Annotated in this window: 15 protein-coding genes; 3 read left to right on the top strand and 12 right to left on the bottom strand. The window is 69.2% G+C overall.

Annotated elements, in window-relative coordinates:
* Nucleotides 1–8: 8 nt before the first annotated feature.
* Complete coding sequence (locus OOK40_RS08905) at nucleotides 9–1,094, bottom strand: S1 family peptidase (protein ID WP_266479044.1); 1,086 nt, start codon at nucleotides 1,092–1,094, stop codon at nucleotides 9–11.
* Between the two features lie 223 nt (nucleotides 1,095–1,317).
* Nucleotides 1,318–2,157 carry a slipin family protein gene (locus OOK40_RS08900; protein WP_266479041.1) on the bottom strand — a complete coding sequence of 280 codons (840 nt, stop codon included), beginning with the start codon at nucleotides 2,155–2,157 and terminating at the stop codon, nucleotides 1,318–1,320.
* Nucleotides 2,158–2,354: 197 nt separating this feature from the next.
* Here OOK40_RS08900 and OOK40_RS08895 point away from each other — a divergent pair, with 197 nt between their 5' ends.
* Nucleotides 2,355–3,221 carry an alpha/beta fold hydrolase gene (locus OOK40_RS08895; protein WP_266479038.1) on the top strand — a complete coding sequence of 289 codons (867 nt, stop codon included), beginning with the start codon at nucleotides 2,355–2,357 and terminating at the stop codon, nucleotides 3,219–3,221.
* A gap of 261 nt (nucleotides 3,222–3,482) precedes the next feature.
* Here OOK40_RS08895 and fxsT read toward each other — a convergent pair whose 3' ends face one another.
* The 5 genes from fxsT to fxsA all read right to left on the bottom strand — a co-directional run bounded on the left by fxsT (nucleotide 3,483) and on the right by fxsA (nucleotide 12,047).
* Nucleotides 3,483–7,424: an FxSxx-COOH system tetratricopeptide repeat protein gene (gene fxsT / locus OOK40_RS08890; RefSeq protein ID WP_266478037.1), complete on the bottom strand. Its 3,942-nt coding sequence runs from the start codon at nucleotides 7,422–7,424 to the stop codon at nucleotides 3,483–3,485.
* On the bottom strand, nucleotides 7,408–8,748 hold the full coding sequence (locus OOK40_RS08885; protein WP_266478035.1) for a TIR-like protein FxsC: 1,341 nt from the start codon (nucleotides 8,746–8,748) through the stop codon (nucleotides 7,408–7,410). Before OOK40_RS08885 ends, fxsT begins: the two co-directional genes overlap by 17 nt.
* Before the next feature lie 112 nt (nucleotides 8,749–8,860).
* A complete protein-coding gene (locus OOK40_RS08880) occupies nucleotides 8,861–9,571 on the bottom strand; it encodes an aminoglycoside N(3)-acetyltransferase (protein ID WP_266478033.1) in 711 nt (236 codons plus the stop codon).
* 79 nt (nucleotides 9,572–9,650) lie between these two features.
* On the bottom strand, nucleotides 9,651–11,873 hold the full coding sequence (fxsB, locus tag OOK40_RS08875) for a radical SAM/SPASM protein FxsB, inactivated metallohydrolase extension form (protein ID WP_266478031.1): 2,223 nt from the start codon (nucleotides 11,871–11,873) through the stop codon (nucleotides 9,651–9,653).
* A 9-nt stretch (nucleotides 11,874–11,882) separates the two neighbouring features.
* Nucleotides 11,883–12,047 carry an FxSxx-COOH cyclophane-containing RiPP peptide gene (gene fxsA / locus OOK40_RS08870; protein ID WP_266478029.1) on the bottom strand — a complete coding sequence of 55 codons (165 nt, stop codon included), beginning with the start codon at nucleotides 12,045–12,047 and terminating at the stop codon, nucleotides 11,883–11,885.
* A 231-nt stretch (nucleotides 12,048–12,278) separates the two neighbouring features.
* Here fxsA and OOK40_RS08865 point away from each other — a divergent pair, with 231 nt between their 5' ends.
* A complete protein-coding gene (locus tag OOK40_RS08865; protein WP_266478027.1) occupies nucleotides 12,279–13,181 on the top strand; it encodes a DUF4231 domain-containing protein in 903 nt (300 codons plus the stop codon).
* Nucleotides 13,182–13,193: 12 nt separating this feature from the next.
* On the opposite strand, the gene OOK40_RS08860 is transcribed toward OOK40_RS08865, so the two are convergent.
* The 3 genes from OOK40_RS08860 to OOK40_RS08850 form a co-directional block, all read right to left on the bottom strand.
* Nucleotides 13,194–13,673 carry a hypothetical protein gene (locus tag OOK40_RS08860; protein WP_266478025.1) on the bottom strand — a complete coding sequence of 160 codons (480 nt, stop codon included), beginning with the start codon at nucleotides 13,671–13,673 and terminating at the stop codon, nucleotides 13,194–13,196.
* A 126-nt stretch (nucleotides 13,674–13,799) separates the two neighbouring features.
* Complete coding sequence (locus OOK40_RS08855; protein WP_266478023.1) at nucleotides 13,800–14,702, bottom strand: S1 family peptidase; 903 nt, start codon at nucleotides 14,700–14,702, stop codon at nucleotides 13,800–13,802.
* Between the two features lie 460 nt (nucleotides 14,703–15,162).
* Nucleotides 15,163–16,422, bottom strand: coding sequence for a DUF5685 family protein (locus OOK40_RS08850; RefSeq protein WP_266478021.1), 1,260 nt, complete (start codon nucleotides 16,420–16,422; stop codon nucleotides 15,163–15,165).
* A 249-nt stretch (nucleotides 16,423–16,671) separates the two neighbouring features.
* Here OOK40_RS08850 and OOK40_RS08845 point away from each other — a divergent pair, with 249 nt between their 5' ends.
* The gene (locus OOK40_RS08845) at nucleotides 16,672–17,106 is read left to right on the top strand and encodes a cell division protein SepF (protein ID WP_266478019.1); all 435 of its coding nucleotides are present in this window, start codon (nucleotides 16,672–16,674) and stop codon (nucleotides 17,104–17,106) included.
* Between the two features lie 27 nt (nucleotides 17,107–17,133).
* On the opposite strand, the gene OOK40_RS08840 is transcribed toward OOK40_RS08845, so the two are convergent.
* Nucleotides 17,134–18,324: an acyl-CoA dehydrogenase family protein gene (locus tag OOK40_RS08840; protein WP_266478017.1), complete on the bottom strand. Its 1,191-nt coding sequence runs from the start codon at nucleotides 18,322–18,324 to the stop codon at nucleotides 17,134–17,136.
* Between the two features lie 80 nt (nucleotides 18,325–18,404).
* Nucleotides 18,405–20,042, bottom strand: coding sequence for an MFS transporter (locus tag OOK40_RS08835; protein WP_266478015.1), 1,638 nt, complete (start codon nucleotides 20,040–20,042; stop codon nucleotides 18,405–18,407).
* Between the last annotated feature and the right edge of the window lie 286 nt (nucleotides 20,043–20,328).

Genomic DNA, 20,328 nt, shown 5'->3' with positions numbered 1-20,328 from the left:
CTATCTCGTCAGCCGATCTCGGCGCCGAACGTGGAGAGCGCCTCCGTCACCGGCTGGAAGAAGGTCTCACCGCCCGCTGAGCAGTCGCCGCTGCCGCCCGAGGTCAGCCCGATCGCGGCGTCGCCCGCGAAGAGCGAGCCGCCACTGTCGCCCGGCTCGGCGCAGACCGTGGTCTGGATGAGGCCGTTGACGATGTCGCCGTTGCCGTAGTTCACGGTGGCGTCGAGCCCGGTGACCTCGCCGTCGTGCACCTGGGTGGTCGAGCCGCTGCGCTGCACCTTCATGCCGACGGTCGCCTCACCCGCCTTGGTGATCGCCTGCGAGCTGCCGTTGTAGAGGTTGACCTCGCTCGGGTGCTCGGTGCTGCCGCTGTACTTGACGAGCGCGAAGTCGTTGTCGGGGAACTGCGAATCGACCATCGAGCCGATCGCCGCACCGCCCGCCGAGTCGGACCACTCGCTGCCGGCCTGCCCGCAGTGTCCGGCGGTGATGAAGTGCGGCTCGCCGTCCTTGACCACGTTGAAGCCGAGCGAGCAGCGTCCGCCGCCGGAGTGGATGGCGTCGCCGCCCGCGATCAGGGGCTTGAACTCCCCGGCGGACTTCTTCAGTTCGGCCTTGCCGCCCAGAGCCTTGACGACCTCGCTGAGCTTGGTCCACTGAGCGCCCTTGACCGTACGGTCGGCGGTGACGACAACCCTGTTGGTGACCGGGTCGACGGCCCACGAGGTGCCGGGGATGGTCGCCTTGGCGGTGAGGGTCTGCCGGGCGGACTTCAGCTCGGCGAGAGTGTTCTCCACGATCCGGGCCTTGCCGCCCGCCTCGCGTACGGACTCGGCCGCCTTCTCGTCGAGGACGTTCACGACGAGCGCCTTGGTGTCGGCGTCGTAGTACGTGCCTGCGGCGTCGCCGCCCAGCGTCTTGCTCAGGGTGGAGGCAAGATTTCCGGCCGCAACCGCCGACAGCGGCTTGACGGCGAACCGCTCAGTGTCGTCACTGGCGTTCGCACTCTGGAAGGTGACGCCCGCGGCCACCAGGGCGGCAACCGCGCCGCCGGCTATCGCCGCTTTTCTCTTGGGTATCCGTCGGTGCTTCAACATCGACCTCCTGTGGGGCCGCGTCCGGGCAAGTGGGGTGCCCTGGACACGGAGGATGGGGCGCCCACTATTCCGATACCGACTGGTAGGACACAAGGTCGACTTCAGGACGGGCACACGACAACACAGGTGCGTTCACAGCGCCTTCACAGGAGGCGTTCGCACTGGGCGGTTCCGATGTGCGAACACCGCGCGCAATCGGCCCATGGGCGGGGCGTAAGGACTAGTCCTGTCCTGTTTCCGACTGCGCAGAGCCGGAATCCGGCGACGGCAGTGGCTGCTGGGGTGACTGTGGCTGCTGTGGCTGCTGGGCGCGTTCGAGGAAGCGCAGCAGCTCCACCGGGAACGGCAGCACCAGGGTGGAGTTCTTCTCCGCCGCGACGGCCACCACGGTCTGCAGCAGGCGGAGTTGAAGCGCCGCGGGCTGCTCCGACATCACTCCGGCCGCCTCTGCCAGCTTCTTGGACGCCTGCAGCTCCGCGTCGGCGTTGATGACCCTCGCCCGCCGCTCACGGTCCGCCTCCGCCTGCCGCGCCATCGAGCGCTTCATCGTCTCCGGCAGGGACACGTCCTTGATCTCCACCCGGTCGATCTGCACACCCCAGCCGATCGCCGGACTGTCGATCATCAACTCCAGGCCCTGGTTGAGCTTTTCGCGGTTCGACAGCAGATCGTCCAGATCGCTCTTGCCGATGATCGACCGCAGCGAGGTCTGCGCCATCTGCGAGACCGCGAACCGGTAGTCCTCCACCTGCACGATGGCCTCGCTGGCGTCCACGACCTTGAAGTAGATCACCGCGTCCACGCGCACCGTCACGTTGTCCCTGGTGATGCCGTCCTGCGCGGGCACCGGCATCGTCACGATCTGCATATTGACTTTACGGAGCCGGTCCACGAAGGGGACTATCAGCGTGAAACCCGGGCCGCGTACGGCAGATCGGACCCTTCCGAGCCGGAAGACCACACCTCGTTCGTACTGCTTCACGACCCGGGCCGCCGCCATGACATAGACGACGCCCGCGGACGCGACGGTCGCTGCGGCCGCCACCAGTGCCTCTACCATCACGGCCCCCTGGGGTGCGATGTGGACGCGCATGCACGTTCCTCTTCGACGGTAACCCCCAAATGACGTCAAAGGGAGTCCCGGTCAGGACCCTGATGGGTAATCATCGAAGGGGCGGGGAATGCCTGGCTCAGCCTGTCTGCACAGGGCACGTACTGCGCGGACCGGCACGTACTTCGGAGGGGGGCGCGGGAGTGCTGCGACGTCGGGTGCGCGCGACGGACGGGCGGCATCTGATGGTGGAGCGGCTGGGGGATCCGCGCGGCAGACCCGTCTTCCTGCTACACGGCACCCCGGGCAGCCGGCTCGGCCCGGCGCCGCGCGGCATGGTCCTGTACCAGCGCGGCACCCAGCTGATCGCGTACGACCGCCCCGGCTACGGCGGTTCGGACCGGCTCGCTGGCCGCAGCGTCGCCGATGTGGCCCAGGACGTACGGGCGATCGCCGACGAACTCGGCCTGGACCGGTTCGCCGTGGTGGGCCGCTCGGGCGGCGCGCCGCACGCGCTGGCCTGCGCGGCCCTGATGCCGGAACGGATCACCCGCACCGCCGCGCTGGTGACGCTCGCGCCCAGGGACGCGGACGGGCTCGACTGGTTCGAGGGCATGGCCGCGTCGAATGTCCTGGAGTACACCACGGCGTCCGACGACCCGGCGGGACTGATCCAGCGGTTCATCCTGCGGTCCGCAGAGATCAGGAAGGACCCGATCCGGCTGCTCAATGATCTGCGGCGTGAACTGACGGACTCCGACCGGATGGTGGTGGCGGATGCGGGCGTCAGGTCCATGCTTCTGCGCAACTACCAGGAGGCGCTGCGTACTTCGGCGTACGGGTGGATCGACGATGCGCTCGCGTTCCGCAGCCCTTGGGGGTTCGACCCGGCGGACATCAAGGGGCCGGTGATGCTGTGGCACGGCGAGAAGGACGTGTTCTCGCCGGTGGGGCACTCGAGGTGGCTGGCGCAGCGGATTCCGGGGGCGACGGCGGTGCTCGAACCGGCGGCGGCGCATTTTGATGCGTTGCATGCGTTGCCGCGGGTGCTGACGTGGTTGCTGGAGGCGTGACCTTTCCCGCAACCAGGGGGCTCGCCCCCTGGACCCCCGTATGCGACCTTCGGCAGCATGTCCTCAAACGCCGGACGGGCTGAACATTCAGCCCCGTGGGGGTCCCCCCGGACGAAGTCTGGGGGAGTTTGAGGCGCGGGGTTCGGGGGCGGAGCCCCCGCTCGGGGTCCGGGGCGGAGCCCCAGGCAGGGCCGAGCCGTCGCCAGCCCGCCCCCCGGGCCCGGCGCGGGCATCCGGCCGGGTCCGGGAGCGGAGCCCCGGTCAGACTGCCAGGGGCTCCAGGTCGCGGTGGACGCGGCGTTCGTCGCGGGCGATTCGCGTCAGTGCGTGATCCTCGCCCAGCAGCCGCTGCAGCTCCTCCACCGTCTCCGCCCTCAGCTGCGCCGACTCGTCCTTGCGGCCGAGCAGGCCGAGCGTGACCGACATGTTCGACGCGATGCCCAGCACCTCCGGATGGTGCGGCCCCAGCACGTCCCGCAGCCGGGTCACCGTCCGCTGTTCGATCTCCAGCGCCTCCTCCAGACCGCCCAGATCGGCAAGGGCGTTGGCCAGGTTGATCGTGCCGTACAGGGCGTGCGGATGGCTTTCGCCCAGGACCTCCCGCATCGTCCTCGACACCTTCAGCAGCACCGCCTCCGCGGCCTCCGCATCGCCGCAGCCCCACAGGAAGATGCCGAGGTTGTTGCTGGCGGCGAGCGTGTACGGATGCCGTTCGCCCGGCACCTTCCGGTACTGGTCGACGACCTCCTGCGCCAGGTCCCGCGCGGCCACCGGTTCCCCGGCCGCGAACAGGTCGGCCGCAAGGTTCAGATCGCAGGCGAGCGAGTCCGGGTTGGCCGAGGTGTACTTGGCGCGATAGCGGTTGCGCGTGGCCGTGGTCAGCCGGCGCGCGTCCTCCAGCCTGCCTGCCCTGCGCAGCGAGACGGCGAGGCTCTTGGCCGCGGCAAGCGTGCCGGGGAAGGTCCGGCCCAGCTGCTCCTTGTAGAGCTCGTACGTCCGGCTGAGCAGCGAGACCGAGTCCTCGTACCGTCCGACCTCACGCAGGTCGCGCGCCAGGTTCATCGCCGAGGACAGGGTGTACGGATGCTCCGGGCCGAGGACTTCGGTGCGCCGGTCGAAGACCTCCTGGTCGATCTCGCGCGCCCTGGCGTACTGGCCGACCATGCGCAGATTCAGCGCCAGGTTGTTGGCGGCGGCGAGCGTACGCGGATGGGACTCGTGGAAGATCTGGCTGAATCCCTCGTGCGCCTCGGTGGCCAGTTCCATCGCCCTGCCGTACTGGCCGAGCGTGCCCAGGTCCATCGCGAGACCGCTGGTGGTCATGTACGTGTGCGGATGGGACGGGCCAAGAACCGCCTGCTGGCGCTCCAGGGTGACCTCGTCCAGCTCCTTGGCCTCCACGTAACGCCCTTGCGAGCGAAGGATGTTGGAGAGGTGGAAGCGCAGATACAGATACTGGAGATCGTCGTTGCCGAGCATCTCTCGCCAGCTCTCGCGCAGTTCCTCGGCGAGCGTGTACGCGGTGTTCAGGTCGCCGCGCTTCCACAGGTAGCGCACCCGGTCGATCAGCAGCCGCCGGGTTTCCGGCTCCTTGCAGAACCGGGCCTCGGAGGTGCCGAGATGCGGCCAGATGGTGGCGAACCGCGGCCATGTCTCGGGGTTGTCGATCGGCTCGTCGTCGTCGGGCCGGGCGCCGGCGAGGACGCGGTGGACGGCGTGCCGTGCGTCCTGCTGCTCCTGCTCGGTCAGCTGGGCCCGGATGACCGCCTGCACAAGCCGGTGCACCTGGATGGAGTTGGAGACCTGGTCGACCTTGGCGAGCGCGAACCGGCCGATCTCGCGGATGACCCGGCCGAGTACGAGCTTCTCCTGCAGGGAGGCGTCGTACGGCTTGAGTGCGTCGATCATCTCCTTGCTGTAGAGGAGGTTCGCGGAGATCGGCTCGGGCGCGAAGAAGGCGCAGAGCTGGAGCAGGCGCACCGCGGCCGGTGAGCGTTCCTTGAGCCGCTCGATGGAGACGTTCCAGGTCGCGGCGACCGGCTCGGGATAACCGGCGGGCTGGTTGAGCGCGAGGACGCTCGCGGCCTGGTCCTTGAGCTGTTCCAGATACTCGGCGACCGGTGTGGCGGTCTCCGCGATCCAGGCCGCGGCCTGTTCGACGGCGAGCGGCAGATCGCCGACGGCGGTGGCGACCTGGTCCGCGTCCTCGATGCTCAGCCCACGGGCGCGCCGCTGGAGGTGCTCGATGGACTCCTCGCGCAGGAACACGTCGACGGGCAGCGCGTCCCCGTACTGCGACCAGGTCTGGTTCCTGGAGGTGACGAGGATGTGCCCGGGTCCCTGGGGCGGGAAGAACTTCTTCAGCTGCTCGGGGTCGTCGGCGTTGTCGAAGACCAGCAGCCAGCGCGAGGACGGCACTCCGCGCCGCAGCAGATCGATGGCTTCCTGGGACGCGGCAGCCATGTCCTCGCCGCCCTGGGCGCCCAGGCGCACGGCGAGTTCGGCGAGGCCCGCGACCACGTCGTCGGGCTGCTCGGAGGAGATCCACCACACCAGGTCATAGTCCGCCATGAAGCGGTGGACGTACTCCAGGGCCACCTGCGTCTTGCCGACGCCGCCGAGCCCGTACAGCGTCTGCGGCTGGGGCAGCACCGCGGCCACCGCCATGCCGCCGCCGAGCTGGTCGCGCATCCGCTCCAGCACCACCGAGCGCCCGGTGAATCCGGGGTTGCGGGGAGGCGCGTTCCAGATCTTGGGCACCGTGCCGGGGAATCGCGGTCCCGGCGATGCGCTGTCGGGCAGCTGGACCGGGCGGTCGAGTGCGCGCAGCAGCGCGGTGGTGGCGTGCACCTCGTCGAGCCGGAAGAGATCGACCGGGTTGCGGTCGATGTAGGGGGTGGTGAGTCTGACGTCCCCGACCCGGATCGGCAGCAGATGGTGTCTTCCGCCGCCGGGGTCCTCGGCCGCGGCGCGCGACCAGACCTCCACCGCCCGGGAGGACTTGAGATAGGCGCTGGAAAGCAGCACGACGGTGCGCGCTGCGTTCTCGGCGGCGATTTCGGCCGCGTCGGCCGGATCCCGCTCGGCCGAGACGTCGCGCGGCACGACCCGGAACCCGGCCCGGGTGAGCTGGTACTCGACCCAGTCGGCCCACATGCGGTTCTCGGCCACGTAACTGAGGTAGAGGTCGGCGGGCAGGGCGGGGCGGCGCCGGGTGAAAGCGTCCCTGATGCGGAGCCTGACCTCTTCGCCGACCGCGGGCATCGAGGTGATCCGCTGTTCGGTGACGACCGAGGTGAGCCGTTCGAAGGCGGAGAGCAGGGAGTTGGTCAGACCCGCTTCGTCGCCGAAGGTGGCGAGGGTCTCCTCGTAGGCGTAGTAGGGGCGGTACGGAATCTCCACCGCGCCCCAGTAGGCGGTGAGGTCCTCGCCCGCGAGACCGTTGGGGAACCGGTCGAACTTCAGCCGGGCCAGGGCCCGTCCGGCGTCCGCCTTCTCCTTCTCGCCCTCGTCGATCCGCATCGGGACCGGGTAGATCTTGATGCCGCGGCCGCCGTAGCGCTCGTCGATCTGCCGGGCCACCGCGGCGGCGCCGTCGATGGACTGGTCGCTGAGGGTGAAGCAGTCCACGAGCACGTCGGGCAGATGGACGGTGCAGATGTCGGCGATGTCGCTGAGGCCGGTACGGCTGTCGATGAGGACGTAGTCGTAGTTGGCCTTCATGTCCTCGCGCAGCGCGTCGAAGAAGTGGCCGCCGCCCAGACGGTCGTAGAAGTTGTCCCAGTCGAAGGTGGAGACGGTCGCGGAGTACTCGCGGTTCTGCTTGCCCGCGGAGACGAAGTCGAGCGTGCCCCCGTCGGGGAACTCCCAGCCCAGGTTCTCGGGGGTGAGCGAGACGGCGTGCGGCTGGATACGCGCGTAGTCACGGTGCCAGTCGTCGCGGCGCGGCTCGGGGCTGGTCGCCGCCCAGGCGTACTCGGTGATCAGATCGATGACCCCGGTGGTGGCACCGAGCGTGGAGGGGTCGAGAAAGGGATGGAAGAAGCGGTGCAGGCCGGGGGCTTCGAGATCCCAGTCGACCGCCAGGACCCGCTTGCCGTTCGCGGCAAGGATCCAGGCGACGTTGGCCAGGGCCATCGTGCGGCCCGTACCTCCCTTGTACGAATAGAAGGTGACGATGCGCCCGTCACGACTGGCTGTCATCCGTGTCCTCCGCATCGGGGGCGATTCCACGCGTGTTCGGGACGTAGTGAGTGGTGCCGTACTCGGCCATCGGACCGCGCAGCCGGGGCCGCTCGGACGAACGGGCTCCGGGGGGCGGCGGCGCCGCGGGCGGGAAGACCTCGGCGTGCCGCAGATACTCCTGGGCCGCCGACTCCACCACCTGGGGCAGGATCTGGCCGAAAGCCTCCATGCTGAGCACTCCTCTGGCGGCTGCCCGGCTTGCCGCCCGGCCGTGGCGCAGCTGATGCGGCATGGTCCGCTCCAGTTTCTCGGCCAACTCGGCCTCGGCGGCCCGGCTCTGCGGGTCGTCACGGTTCCAGGGGACGATCACGCTCACCCAGGGGCGCGGTTCCGCGTCGAAGGCGGCGAGGCGCTGACGGCGGTCCTCGTCCTCCAGGGCCCAGCGGTCGACGAGAAGTATCTCGGGCCGGGTGGGCGGCTGGCCGGCGTCGGGCGGCGACTCGTGGTCGAACGAGGAGACCGTCGCCTGGTAGTTGAGCGAACGCACCAGGTCCTGGGCGACATACGCCAACGGCCTCGCGGAGTCCGGGTGGTACGGATTCCAGTCCTGGGACTGTTTGCCGTAGTAGTCGGGGGCCCGGCCTTCGGGCAGATCGTGGCTGGTCGGCGCGGCAACCGTCACATGCATCGGACGGGGGCCGCCGGTGGGCTTGCCGAAGGCGCTGGGCGCCTGCCGGTAGTCCACCGGACTGCCGGAGCCGACGCGCGTAGTGTCGGCGACGCTGACGATGCGTTTGGCGAGTTCATAGACAGCAGCCTCGTACTCCTCTGCGAATATCCGGAGTTTGATCAGTCCGTAGAGCCCGTCGGTGACATAGCGGTCGCCGAAGGCGCGGTGGTTGAACTGCAACCGCTCCGCGGGGCCCGGCAGTTGCTCCGGCGGTATGGGCACCCACAGGGCGGGCACGATCGCCTCGGCCGGTCTGTTGCTCTTCGCCTGGTGGTAGATCGCCCGCTGTGCGAAGGCGTACCACTCCTTGCCGCACATCTCGCTGGCGAAGTACCGCGGCGAGAAGAGCGGGACGAACACCCGGCAGGTGGCCAGAACTTCACCCAGCCGCTCCGACCAGCCCTCGCCGGAGCGGATCTCGCGGTCCATGAACCCGGCCGGCGCGCCGGCCGGCAGATCGGTCATGGCCATCACATGGCCGCACAGATCACGGAAGAGCCGTTCCACCCACATGTCCGGGTCCGGGCCCCCAGCCCCGTACCTCGGCGTATGCGCATAACTCAAGAAGAAGTACGGCCGATGATCCGCCGCCCGTTGCGCTGAATCCGACACACGACCCCCGTCCTGCCTGAACGCCCGACCTCACACCCGGCATCGATGAGAGATGCGAGCGAATTAATCATTCCGGAGCCCGACACACTCCATCCCCCCGACGTTCAGTCAATCAACACCGCTTTTCGGTCATCCAGCGCTCCGCATGGTCGACCGCTTCCTTGATCGAGAAGAACCTTGCCGGTCTTCCCCCCAGTTGTCCCTTCTGCTCCATACCCCATGCGAAGGCGGCGCCGATCGCGCCGAAATCGCTGTCGTCAAGTTCGATGTCTTCGTACTCAGTCCATTCCTTACCCCCACCATGTCGCTGCACCACACAACGGTAGGTCCGGGCAGGAGCACGGGTCTTGTATTCGGCGAGATGGAATGCGGTGCAGACATCGAAATCCACATTGATCATCAACACCTGGGCCCGCGCCCGGTACAGGGCTCCGAGCGGCGAGTCCTCGCCGAGATGCGAGGTCAGTGGATGTACGGCGAGCAATTCGGCGGCCCGGCGTCCCAGCGCGGCGAAAGAGGTCTGCGGATGGGCGCTGCGCACGGCCCCTTCGGCGGTCCGCACGGACTCGGCCAACCGGCCCATGCCCTGACTGGGCGTCGTCGCGGCGTCGAAGGCCGGCATTTCCGCCCGGAAGGCCGCCGACTGCTCGGGTGTCATGCCGCGCACACGGGCCCGGTACGAGGGCGAGGTGTCGGAGTTTCCCGCGGTGAAGGCGGGCACCACGAGCGTGCCGTCCCCACCCAGCACCTCGAGGAGCGCGTCACGGAGGGCTTCCGCCTGAAGTCCGGTGGCGCGCAGGGAAGCGTGGACGAGCAGCGTCATGCCGTCCTGTACGCCCAGCCCCCGTAAGGACCGCGTCAGCCCTCGCAGGGACGGCGCCAGTGCCCTTCTTGGCCCGCCCTCACCCACGGCCGGCTTCTTTCCAGAGTTCGTCCAGCAGGCGCTGCCCGCCGACGGTCAGCTCCGCCGCCCGCCCCAGGGTCTCCAGCGCGCGCTTGGCCTCCTCGGCCAGGTCCGGCTCGAAGGCCGCGAGCCCCACACGCTCGTACGCCCCCGCCAGCAGCTCGGACACCACGACCGGTTCGTCCTGCCAGGGCGCGGGGTGGCGCCACGAGCCGTCCTGCGCGTACAGATCCGTGACGTCGAGCAGCGCGTGCAGCCGGGCCCGCCGAAATCCGCGCAGCAGCGCGGGCGCGAGCTCTCCGGGCGTGGCGGGCAGGGCGATACCGAGCGCCCCGAAGCCGTGCAGGCGCGCCGTCGGTTCGCCCGCGGCCAGCGGGGTCAGAGTGGTCAGACAGTCCGCGGCATCGGTCGCCTGCTCCGGTGCGGCCCGCCGCAGCAGGGCCCATGCCTCGGCCAGCCGCTCGCCCCACAGGGCCGCCTCCCGCGAGCCGAGGCGCTCGCCTACCGGGACGCCGAAGCAGTCGCGGTACGGGTCGAGGTCGTCGAGCCGCAGCGCGGGCGGGCCTTCGGCGGCGAGTGTGCGGACGGGCCGCCAGTCGGCGCTCTCCTCGGTGGTGTCCACGTGGCGCGGCTCGCGCCCGTCCACGCGTACCAGGAGCCCGTTGCCGGCCGGCCGTACCTCGGCCTTGCCCCGCCGGTCCGGGCCGTCCAGCCGCAGTTCGCCGAGCGTGGGAAGCCGGAGCGTGGGAAGCCGGAGCGTGCCGCTCTCGTACGGCACGCGTACGGGGATGTCGAGCCCGCCCCGTACCACCGCGGCGGCGAGGTACGCGGGCAGCCGCAGAGCGAGGGCGGGCGCCTCGGGCAGCCCGTCACGCAGGGCGGCCAGGCAGGCCTGCAGCCAGGTGTAGGTGTAGGGATGGCCGTAGACCGCGTCGAGCGCGTCGGAGCGCCCTTCCAGAGCGGACGCCAGCTCCCAGGCCTCGTCCCAGGCTTCGCCGCCGCGCCCGTCGAGTTCCGCGTGGACGTCGGCGAGCAGCATGCGCGTCAGGTCCTGGTGCTCGGCCATGAGTACGCCGGGGTCCGTGACCGCGAGGGAGACCGTCGATGCGGCCGTGCGCTGCTCGATGCCCCGGATCAGTGCTTCGAGGTCGGTGCAGTACACGGAGGTGTTGTCGAAGTCGTTGCGGGAGCTGTAGCGGTGGGTGTAGAGGCCGCCGCCGCACGACCGTACGACGGGACACTGCCGGCAGGTCGCGCTGACTCCCGCGAGCCCCAGTTGGCGCGCCCTGACACCGGGGTGGGCCGCGACAGCGTCGAAGGGGTGCGTGAAGACGTCGAATCCGGTCGCTGCCGCGCCTTCGTAGGCGCTCTTGAGCGAGTCGACCTGCTCCAGGGTGCCGTCGGTTTCCACCACGACGAGGTCGGTGGGGGCAAGGCCGAGGGATTCGGTGAGGCTGGGGCCGCCGCTGAGGGTGGAGAGCACGGACTCGAAGAGCCGTACCGGCACGTTCCTGCCCTGCTGGTTCCAGCGGTCGAAGATCGCCAGGATCCAGTCGGCATACGCGGTGGGTGAGCCGTCGGGGCGGGCGGGCGGGTCGTCCCAGGTGCTGTGCGGCAGGAGGAAGTCGATCCGCGGGGGTTCCAGCTCGGTGAGCGCGTCGTACACGGCGATCGGGTCGTTGGCCACATCGATCGTGCAGAGAAGACCGAGGTAGAGATGGCGGTAGCGGTCCTGCCTGAGCAGGTCGACGGCTCTGAGGACCAGGGGGTGGCTGGTGCGGCCGTCGGCGAAGCGGCGATGGCGGTCGTTCGCGGCCTTGTCGCCGTCGAGGGAGATCCCGACCCTGACGTTGAACTCGCTGAAGAGGTCGAGGTACGAGCGGCTCAGCTGTAGGCCGTTCGTATGGATACGAAGGTCGAGTGCGGCGACGGGGTCGAGTGCTCTCGTGAGCTCCTCACAGACGCGTCGCAGTCGTGCGGGCCCCGCCAGAAGAGGCTCCCCTCCGTGCAGGATCACTGACACGGAGGGCAGGGCATGGCTCTTGGCATGCTCGGCCAGTCGCAGAGCTGTCCAGGAAATCGCTTCGTCAGAGATTGCCTTCGGGCGGGTACGCCAGCTCTGATCAGCGTGTTCGTAGATATAGCAATGGTCACATGCAAGATCACATCTGCTGTGAACCTTCAAAACGATCTCGCGGAATGGGACCAGGGGTCCTGTCATTCCGCCAGTCTAGAGCGCCGAGTTGAAGGTGGAAGCACGCAGAGAGCGGTCGGTGGCGGCCGGGAGGACCCGGGCCAGCTTGCTCGCGGCATCGGTGCCACGCACATCGATCTGTGCCAGTGGAACGCGATTCTTCTTCGCAGCGGCGAAGGAGGCGGAGGTCTGAAACGTCATGGGGGCCGTCCTTGATGTTGTGTCCAGCACAGATACCATGCACCGTTGCGATGCCGGCGGCACGACTTTACTCTCATGGCCACTCGCAGCAACTCAGCACGTGGATACGCAACAAAAGAGTTGCGGCGCATTCTCGCAGGACGGCACGGAACAAGCCATTCCGCCTAAAGGGTGAAGACAAAACTGCAGACGGGGGTGCACATGACCGGTTTTACCGGCCCACTGCAAAGCATGGTCTTCCGTAACACTGATCTGCCGGTTCTCTACCACCACACGGACTCCATAGCGATCGCGCGCCAGCGTGAGGCCGTGGGCGCCACGCGCTACCAGCTGCTGTTGCTGGTGGCGGGTGCCGCTCTGGCCGCACTGCCGTCGTCGCTCAAGCTGGGCACCAGCTTCCAACTCCCCGGCGCCCTCAGCGCGTTGGCATACGCCGGAGTGCTGATCTTCAGCTATCGCTCATCGCGCCGCCGAGCAAAGTCGCATTGGCAACTCAACCGCTCCGCAGCGGAGTTCATCAAGTCACTGTGCTGGCGGTACTCCGTCCATGGAGCGCCGTTCGACTCGCACTCCACCGACGCCGACGCGTTGTTCACCGTGAGGCTGGAGGAGGGACTGGGGGAGCTGACCAAGGTCGGCTGGGAGGACCCCCGCACCAGCGTGCCCAAGGTGGCCGCCGGGGAGCTGATCACGACACCCATGCGGCAATTGAGGGCCAAGTCATTCAGTGTGCGCAAGGAGACCTTTGTGAGGGACCGCCTGATCGAACAGCGCAATTGGTACCACCGGCGCACGGAGATATCCCGCCGCGCCACCCTTCTGTGGTCCGCGTCCATCGGACTGCTCACGATGCTCGCGCTCTTCCTCGCCCTGCTGAGGACCTTCTCGCTCGCCGAATCGGTCGATCTGGCGGGCCTGTTGTCGGCAGCGGCGGCCGCGTGTCTGGCGTGGAGCGAGATCCGTCGCCATCAACCACTCATCGCCGCACACTCGTTGGTCGAACAGGATCTGGCGACGATGCACACGGCGATGGAGACGTCTGTGAGTGAGGTGGAGTGGCCGTCAGCGGTCTATGAGACCGAGCGCATTGTGTCCCCGCAGCACACGGACTGGCTGGTCAGACACCGGAGTTGAGGGCCACTTCAGTCACAGGCGCTCCAGGCCGTCGCGCCAGATGACCGTGACGGGCTTGCCCCGGTCTCGTGCGTAACGGACGATGTCGCCCGTGCCGCCGAGGCCGCGGGCGGGGTGGCCGTCCCAGACCGCCAGCAGCCGGTCGCAGTTGTCGGCGATATACGCGCCCGCCGCGTAATAGGCCTCGTCGGTGGAGTACGGGAAGGCCAGCTGGATCTCCCGGCTGGCAAGGCCTCTGAGGTGCTGGAAGCGGGCCAGCTCCCCTGGGACGGTGAAGCCCTCCTCGTAGTCCCCGCTGGGAATCACCACGGTCAGCTCGGCCCCGCAGTCCAGCGCCACGTCGGCGAACAGCTGGTCGGCGCCCGCCGCAAGGCTGGAGAGGGCTTCCATCGAACCCTGATGGCCGCACAGAACGGCGCGCATTCCGGCGCGGATATGGTCGTACGCCTCGGGAGGGATGCCCCTGTGGCCGGTCACTCCGATGCGTTTCACTGACCGCAACCCCCGTCCCTCCACGCCCGACCGCCCTCACATCCTCTCAAATGGGGGCGCGACGTCGAGCCCCCGTCCTGTTATACGGACGAGGGCTCGACTGTTGCCGACTGCACAAGTGGTGCGTCAGTAGACGCTGACCCCATAGGCGCTGAGCGCTTCGGTCACCGGCTGGAAGAACGTCGTACCGCCGGAGGAGCAGTTGCCGCTGCCGCCGGACGTCAGGCCGATGGCCCGGCTGCCGGAGTAGAGCGAGCCGCCGCTGTCGCCCGGTTCGGCGCAGACGTTGGTGCGGATCATGCCGTAGACGATGTCACCGCCGCCGTAGTTGACGGTGGCGTTCAGCCCGGTGACGGAGCCGCAGTGGGTGCCGGTGGTGGAGCCGCGGCGGCAGACGGACATGCCGACGGTCGCGTTGGCGGCGCTGGTGATGTCCTGGCTGCCGACCATGCCCGGGTGGGAGAGCGAGGTGTTGGAGTACCTCACGATGCCGTAGTCGTTGCCCGGGAAGCTGGATCCGGCCGTGGGGCCGATGCTCGTGGTGCGCGAGGAGTTGGTGTACCAGGGCGGGTTGCCGTCGGTGCAGTGACCGGCGGTCAGCAAGTAGTAGGTGCCGCTGCTGCTGCGGACGTTGAAGCCCAGGGAGCAGCGCCAGCTGGTGGCGTAGATGGCGTCGCCGCCCGAGATGAGCTTGGAGAGCTTGCCGGCGGTGCGCTCGATGCGTATCGCACCGGCATTGGCCCCGGCTTCCTTCTTGATCTTGGCGATCCCGGCCTGGGAGACGGTGCTGTCGGCCGTGACGACCAGGGTGTTGGTCGTCTTGTCGACGAGCCAGGCGGTGCCTGCCACATCGGCGTCGAGTACGGCGTCGCTCGCGGCGCTGAGCTGGGTGGCGCTGAAGGTCTGTGCCTGGGTTGCGTTGGCGGCGGGGACGGCCAGTGCGGCGGCGGTGATCAGGCCAGTGGTGACGGCGAGCAGACGCAAACGTCTCGCCATGCCACTGCGTGGGGTGGTGCGCTTGATCCTCACTTGTCGTTCCTCCAGAGGGGAATCGGGGGCCCGTTGTGGGGTTCGGGGCCCGTGAGGCGCAGTCATGGAGCACGGGGGACGTGTTCGAGTTCCGGACACGACGTGTTCCTGACAAGCGCTGTTCGGGAGTATTCGGTGCGCCAACATCCCGCGCAAGGGCATCTTTCGGCCGCTCGCACACGCACGACGTACGGCCCCGGCAGCTCGGTGGCTGCCGGGGCTGTGCCGTGCGTGTCCGCCCGTAAGACGGGCCGGCCGCCGAGAAGGTTCCGTTCACCGTCGTACGAGGTCGCAGCGATGCCCAGGCCGGTTTACCTCGGCTCGGGCCGAGATGGATTCGGCCGGTGAGCGCCTTGCCATCGGCCGCGCGACCGTCCTCGTGGGCGACGGTCGGCGCCACCTCGTCGCGGCCCTCGCGCCCCTCCCGGGGGCGGCCGGAATTCGCCCTTCCGCCGCCCGGTCAGCAGCCGTCGCAGGGGCAGCAGCAGTCGCAGCCATCGCAGTCGCAGTCCCGGCAGCAGCCCTCGCGCTTCTTGCGGGACCAGGGGCCCTCGTACTCCTTGGCGCAGCAGATCTGGCAGGTGCAGAACAGCCCGGTGAAGACCGCGCAGCCCGCCCAGAAGCCGCGCCGCTTGGGCTTGGGCGGTTCACCGCCGAACTGCGGAGGGAGCCCGCCGGGGCCACCGGGGCCGCCCGGCGCTCCCGGGTTGCCGCCGCCGTAGGGGTTGTTCGAGCCGTACGGCCCCTGGCCGTGCGGCCCGTGACCGCCGCCCTGGTAGGGATTTTGCGGGTCCTGCGGCGGCCCGTACCCCTGGTGCGAGCAGGTCGTGGTGCCGAAGGCACGGTTCACGGAGGTCCGCAGCTCATGGGCGAGCAGCACATGCACCAGCGTGTCGTCCACGAATCGCGCGTCGCGCAGCGCGAGGCGTACCCCGTGCACCGCGTCGTCGGCGAGCCTGCGCGCCTCGGCGAGCGAGGTGCCGGTCGCCGTGAGCGGGTTCCAGGCACCCGACGCCGCGTCAGCTTCCCTGTCCTCGACGGCATCCAGCAGATGCGCGAGCCGTCCGAAGAGCTTTCCGGCCTCGGCCAGCGGCACGATGTTCTCCGGCCGCCCGGCCAGTACGGCGGTGTGCGCGAAGGCGGCCGCGGTCGCCGTCTCGGTCGGCTCGGTGACCGTGAGCAGCGGGGTACCGGGACCGGCCAGCGCCTCGATGCCGCTCTGACGGTCGACCGCGTCGAGCAGCACCGCCGTGTCGAAGCCGAGCTCCGCGCCGGTGCGGGCGCCCGCACGGTCCCAGCCCGCGGCGATCCTGCGGGCGGTGGCGGCCACGGGCCTGCGGGCCAACACCCCGTCCCGGTCGACGACGTGGTCGCGTATCTTCGCCGACGCCAGCACCAGTGAGACGGCGGCTGCCAGGCGTGCTCCCTCGCCCAGGGCGACGGGCGCGGTGCGCATGGCGCGCAGCGGGCAGGGTCCTGCGGTGCGGCGGGAGGCGGGGGTGCGCTCGGTCTGAGCCTCCGTCAGAACCGAGACGATCAGGCCGTCGTAGTTGGTCACGACCCGGGCGAACTGGCCGTGGTCGGCGCGAAGTGCCAGGCAGAGCCCGCAGAGATGGGCCATCCACTCGGTCTTCAGCCCCTCGCTGAGCCGGTGTGTGCATGGCCTGACGATTCCGAACACGACGGTCCCCCGAGAGTCGTTCGACAGTGCGGTGCGCATCGTATCGAGCAATCCGTTCACCCGTACGCCCCACGATCACCCGTCTGGCCCGACTTTCATATTTTGGGCTCGCCACGCCCCGTACGCAGCAGGAATCTTGACGAATCGCCACATGTTCTGCACCAGTACCGTCACGAATCCCCTGCGCGGCGACTATCTACTTGGCGCGCGATCCGCATTATGGACGACGATAGGGACGCGGAACGGAAGAAGACCGCAGTGAGCGGACCGCAGTGAAAGGAGGCGTCCATGGGATCTGTGCGCAAGGCGAGCGCCTGGCTGGGACTCGTCGAGGACAGCGACGAGCGTTACTACGACGACGAGTACGCCGAGGGTGCGGAGTCGGGTGAAGCGTGGGTCACCGACCCGCGGGTGCGCGTTGCCTCCGAGGCCGCCCAGGAAGAGGGCCGGCGGATCGCCACGGTGTCGCCCTCCAGCTTCCGGGACGCCCGCGGTATCGGTGAGCTGTTCCGCGAGGGCGTCCCCGTCATCGTGAACCTCACGGCCATGGAGCCCTCCGACGCCAAGCGCGTCGTGGACTTCGCCGCCGGGCTGACCTTCGGGCTGCGCGGCTCCATCGACCGCGTCGCGACCCGTGTCTTCCTGCTGAGCCCCATGGACACCCAGGTGGTCAGCGGGGAAGCCGCGGGTCGCGGGCAGGACGGTTTCTTCAACCAGAGCTGAGCAAGGCGTCCGTCGGCCGCTGCCGGGTCACCGGAAAGCGTCGAGGCCGGTGAGCGCCTTGCCCAGCACCAGCTGGTGCATCTCGACGGTGCCCTCGTAGGTGAGCACCGATTCGAGGTTCGTCGCATGACGCATCACGGGGTACTCCAGCGAGATTCCGTTCGCACCGAGGATCGTGCGGGCGGTGCGGCAGATCTCGATCGCCTCGCGCACATTGTTGAGCTTCCCGAAACTGACCTGCTCGGGCCGGAGCTTGCCGGCGTCCATGCGGCGGCCCAAGTGGTGGGCGAGCAGGATGCCCTTGTGCAGTTCGACGGCCATGTCCGCGAGTTTGGCCTGGGTGAGCTGGAAGCCGCCGATCGGCCTGCCGAACTGCTCGCGCGTCTTCGAGTACTCCAGGGCCGACTCGAAACTCGACCGGGCGGCCCCCATCGAGCCCCAGACGATTCCGTAGCGGGCGTGCGTGAGACAGCCCAGCGGCCCCTTGAGACCGGTGACCTCCGGCAGTACGGCGTCGGCGGGCAGCCGCACCTCGTCCATGACCAGTTCGCTGGTGACGCTCGCGCGCAGCGACCACTTGTGCTTGATCTCGGGTGCGGAGAAGCCGGGGGTGTCGGTCGGCACGGCGAATCCGCGAATGCCCTCGTCGGTCTGCGCCCAGACCACGGCGACGCCGGCCACCGAACCATTGGTGATCCACATCTTGCGGCCCGTCAGCACCCAGTCGGAGCCGTCGCGTTTGGCGAAGGTGCGCATCCCGGCCGGGTCGGAGCCGTGGTCGGGCTCGGTGAGGCCGAAGCAGCCGATGATCTCGCCCGCCGCCATACCGGGCAACCAGCGCTGCTTCTGCTCCTCGGAGCCGAAGCGGTGGATCGCGTACATGGCCAGCGAGCCCTGGACGGAGACGAGCGAGCGGATGCCGGAGTCGGCGGCTTCCAGCTCGAGACAGGCGAGGCCGTACTGGACGGCGGTGGCGCCCGCGCAGCCGTAGCCCTTGAGCGACATGCCGAGGGCGCCGATCGAGCCGAGTTCGCGGGCGAGTTCGCGGATGCCGGGGAGCTCGCCGCGCTCGTACCAGTCGGCGATGTACGGCAGGACACGATCAGCGGCCCAGCTGCGGACGGTGTCGCGGATCGCCAGGTCCTCGGGGTCGAGCAGATCGTCGATGCCGAGGGGGTCGCTCGGATCGAAGGGCGCGGGCTTCGAGGGTGCGGACATGACATGGCCTCCGACGGCGCTCACACAGCGGAACACGAAAACTAGCAGTGTTAGTTACGGGCTCCGCCCGACGTTACGACTCAGTGTGCCGCGCGTCCAGACCCGGTCGCTTCGGCGGGCTCACGGCTCGCCGGGAGCGAGACCTCCGGGCGCCTCGGCGCCGGGCACTTCTCGGCCGCGGCCGCGCACTCCATGACCCTCGGCAGCCGCAGCGCGGCGAGCGCGCCGAGCAGCAGCAGACCGGCGCTGACCAGCAGCGTGACATGGAGACCGTGGACGAAGGAGTGGCGGGCCGTGGAGCGCAGCATCTCGCCGCTCGACCCTCCGAGGCGGTCGGCCACCTGATAGGCCTCGCCCAGTGAGTTCGACGCGGCCGAGCCCGCCGAGCCGGGGACGCCGCTCAGAGAGGTCAGGGCGGGCGCGTACGCGGCGTTCATGACGCTGCCGAGCAGAGCGATGCCCATCCCGGCGCCGAGCTGGTAGGAGGTCTCGCCTATCGCGGCGGCCCCGCCCGCCTGGTCCGGCGGGGCCTCGCTGAGCATCGACTCGTACGCACCGAAGAGCGTCGTCTGCAGTCCGAAGCCGAGCAGGACGAACCCGGTGGTCAACAGCCAGGGCCGGTCGTGCTGCCCCATAAGGGTGAGCAGCAGGACGGCCGCCGCGGTCAGGACGAAGCCCCAGGCGACCATCCGGCGCGGGCCGACGCGGTGCAGGGTGTGGGATCCGGTGGCGCCCGCGGCCATCGCGGCGAAGGTGAGCGGCAGCAGCCGCAGGCCGGTCTCCAACGGGCTGAGTCCCAGCACCAGCTGGAGGTACTGGACGGCGATCAGCTCCAGGCCGACCAGCGCGAGCATCGCGAGGATGATGCAGCCGACCGAGGTCGAGAACGTGGCCCTGGCGAACATCCGCATGTCGATCAGCGGTTGTTCGCGGCGCCTCTGGCGGCGTACGAACAGGGCGAGCAGCACACCGCCCAGCAGCAGCGGCCCCACGGCCTTGACATCGAGGACGCTGTCACCGGCGCCGAGGCGCTTGACGCCGAGGACCGCGCCGAGCACGCCGCCCGCGGCCATCAGCGCACCGAGCACGTCCCAGGGCCCGTCGGCGCCACCGCGGGATTCGGGCAGCAGCCAGCGCCCGACGGGCAGTATCAGCGCCATCAGCGGGATGTTGATCAGGAAGACCGAGCCCCACCAGAAGTTCTCGACGAGAAAGCCGCCGAGGACCGGGCCGGTGGCGGCGCCGACCGCGGCGACGGCGGTCCATATGCCGATCGCCATGGCGCGCTCACGCCGGTCGGGGAAGACCGCGCGGAGGATCGAGAGCGTCGCGGGCATGATCATCGCGCCGCCGACGCCGAGCAGGGCTCGCGCACCGATCAGTACTTCCGGGGTGGTCGCGAGTGCGGCGACCGCCGATGCGAGGCCGAAGATCCCGTAACCGATCAACAGCACACGGCGACGGCCGAAGCGGTCACCGAGCGTGCCGAAAAGGATCAGCAGCGAGGCGCAGATGAGGGGATACGCGTCCACGATCCACAGGAGCTCCACCCCGGTGGGGCGCAGATCCTCCGTGACGGCGGGGACGGCGACATGCAGCACGGTCGCGTCGAGCGCGACCAGCAGCAGGCTGATACAGAGGACGACAAGAACGACCCAGCGGTTGGCACCGCCGCCGGCGGCACGCAGCCGTGCTCCGGCCGTGGTCGTCCCGGACATGTACGTACCTCCCAATGAGTCCCTCGCGCTCGGCGGGCCTGCCCGGGACGGTGCTGCTGTTCCACAGGGCGGTCCGGCATCGACGGGCGAGTGAGCCGTCAGAGTACGCGAGTTCGGGCGCCCGGCGCGTGGTCAAGCTCTCACCTCTGTGAACACGGACGTGTGGCGTGCGCCACGCCACGCCCGGCACGGAAGTGAATCTTGGATGGTCCGAACGGGGGGAAAATTCCACACGGGGCGGCGGTGAACTATTATTTGCGGCGCCGAAAGACCCCGGCGTGACCCG

This window comes from Streptomyces sp. NBC_01481 (genome assembly GCF_026339995.1).
In the GTDB taxonomy this organism is placed as follows: Bacteria; Actinomycetota; Actinomycetes; order Streptomycetales; family Streptomycetaceae; genus Streptomyces.
Note: the sequence above shows the minus strand (reverse complement) of the source record. Positions and strands in the feature narration are given on the sequence as shown.

What these genes read in the sequence shown, in the direction of transcription:
- fxsA (WP_266478029.1), bottom strand. Translation starts at nt 12,047, where the DNA reads ATGACGTTTCAGACCTCCGCCTCCTTCGCCGCTGCGAAGAAGAATCGC.
- OOK40_RS08845 (WP_266478019.1), top strand. Translation starts at nt 16,672, where the DNA reads ATGGGATCTGTGCGCAAGGCGAGCGCCTGGCTGGGACTCGTCGAGGAC.
- fxsT (WP_266478037.1), bottom strand. Translation starts at nt 7,424, where the DNA reads ATGACAGCCAGTCGTGACGGGCGCATCGTCACCTTCTATTCGTACAAG.
- OOK40_RS08835 (WP_266478015.1), bottom strand. Translation starts at nt 20,042, where the DNA reads ATGTCCGGGACGACCACGGCCGGAGCACGGCTGCGTGCCGCCGGCGGC.
- OOK40_RS08840 (WP_266478017.1), bottom strand. Translation starts at nt 18,324, where the DNA reads ATGTCCGCACCCTCGAAGCCCGCGCCCTTCGATCCGAGCGACCCCCTC.
- fxsB (WP_266478031.1), bottom strand. Translation starts at nt 11,873, where the DNA reads ATGACAGGACCCCTGGTCCCATTCCGCGAGATCGTTTTGAAGGTTCAC.
- OOK40_RS08880 (WP_266478033.1), bottom strand. Translation starts at nt 9,571, where the DNA reads ATGACGCTGCTCGTCCACGCTTCCCTGCGCGCCACCGGACTTCAGGCG.
- OOK40_RS08865 (WP_266478027.1), top strand. Translation starts at nt 12,279, where the DNA reads ATGGTCTTCCGTAACACTGATCTGCCGGTTCTCTACCACCACACGGAC.
- OOK40_RS08850 (WP_266478021.1), bottom strand. Translation starts at nt 16,422, where the DNA reads ATGCGCACCGCACTGTCGAACGACTCTCGGGGGACCGTCGTGTTCGGA.
- OOK40_RS08900 (WP_266479041.1), bottom strand. Translation starts at nt 2,157, where the DNA reads ATGGTAGAGGCACTGGTGGCGGCCGCAGCGACCGTCGCGTCCGCGGGC.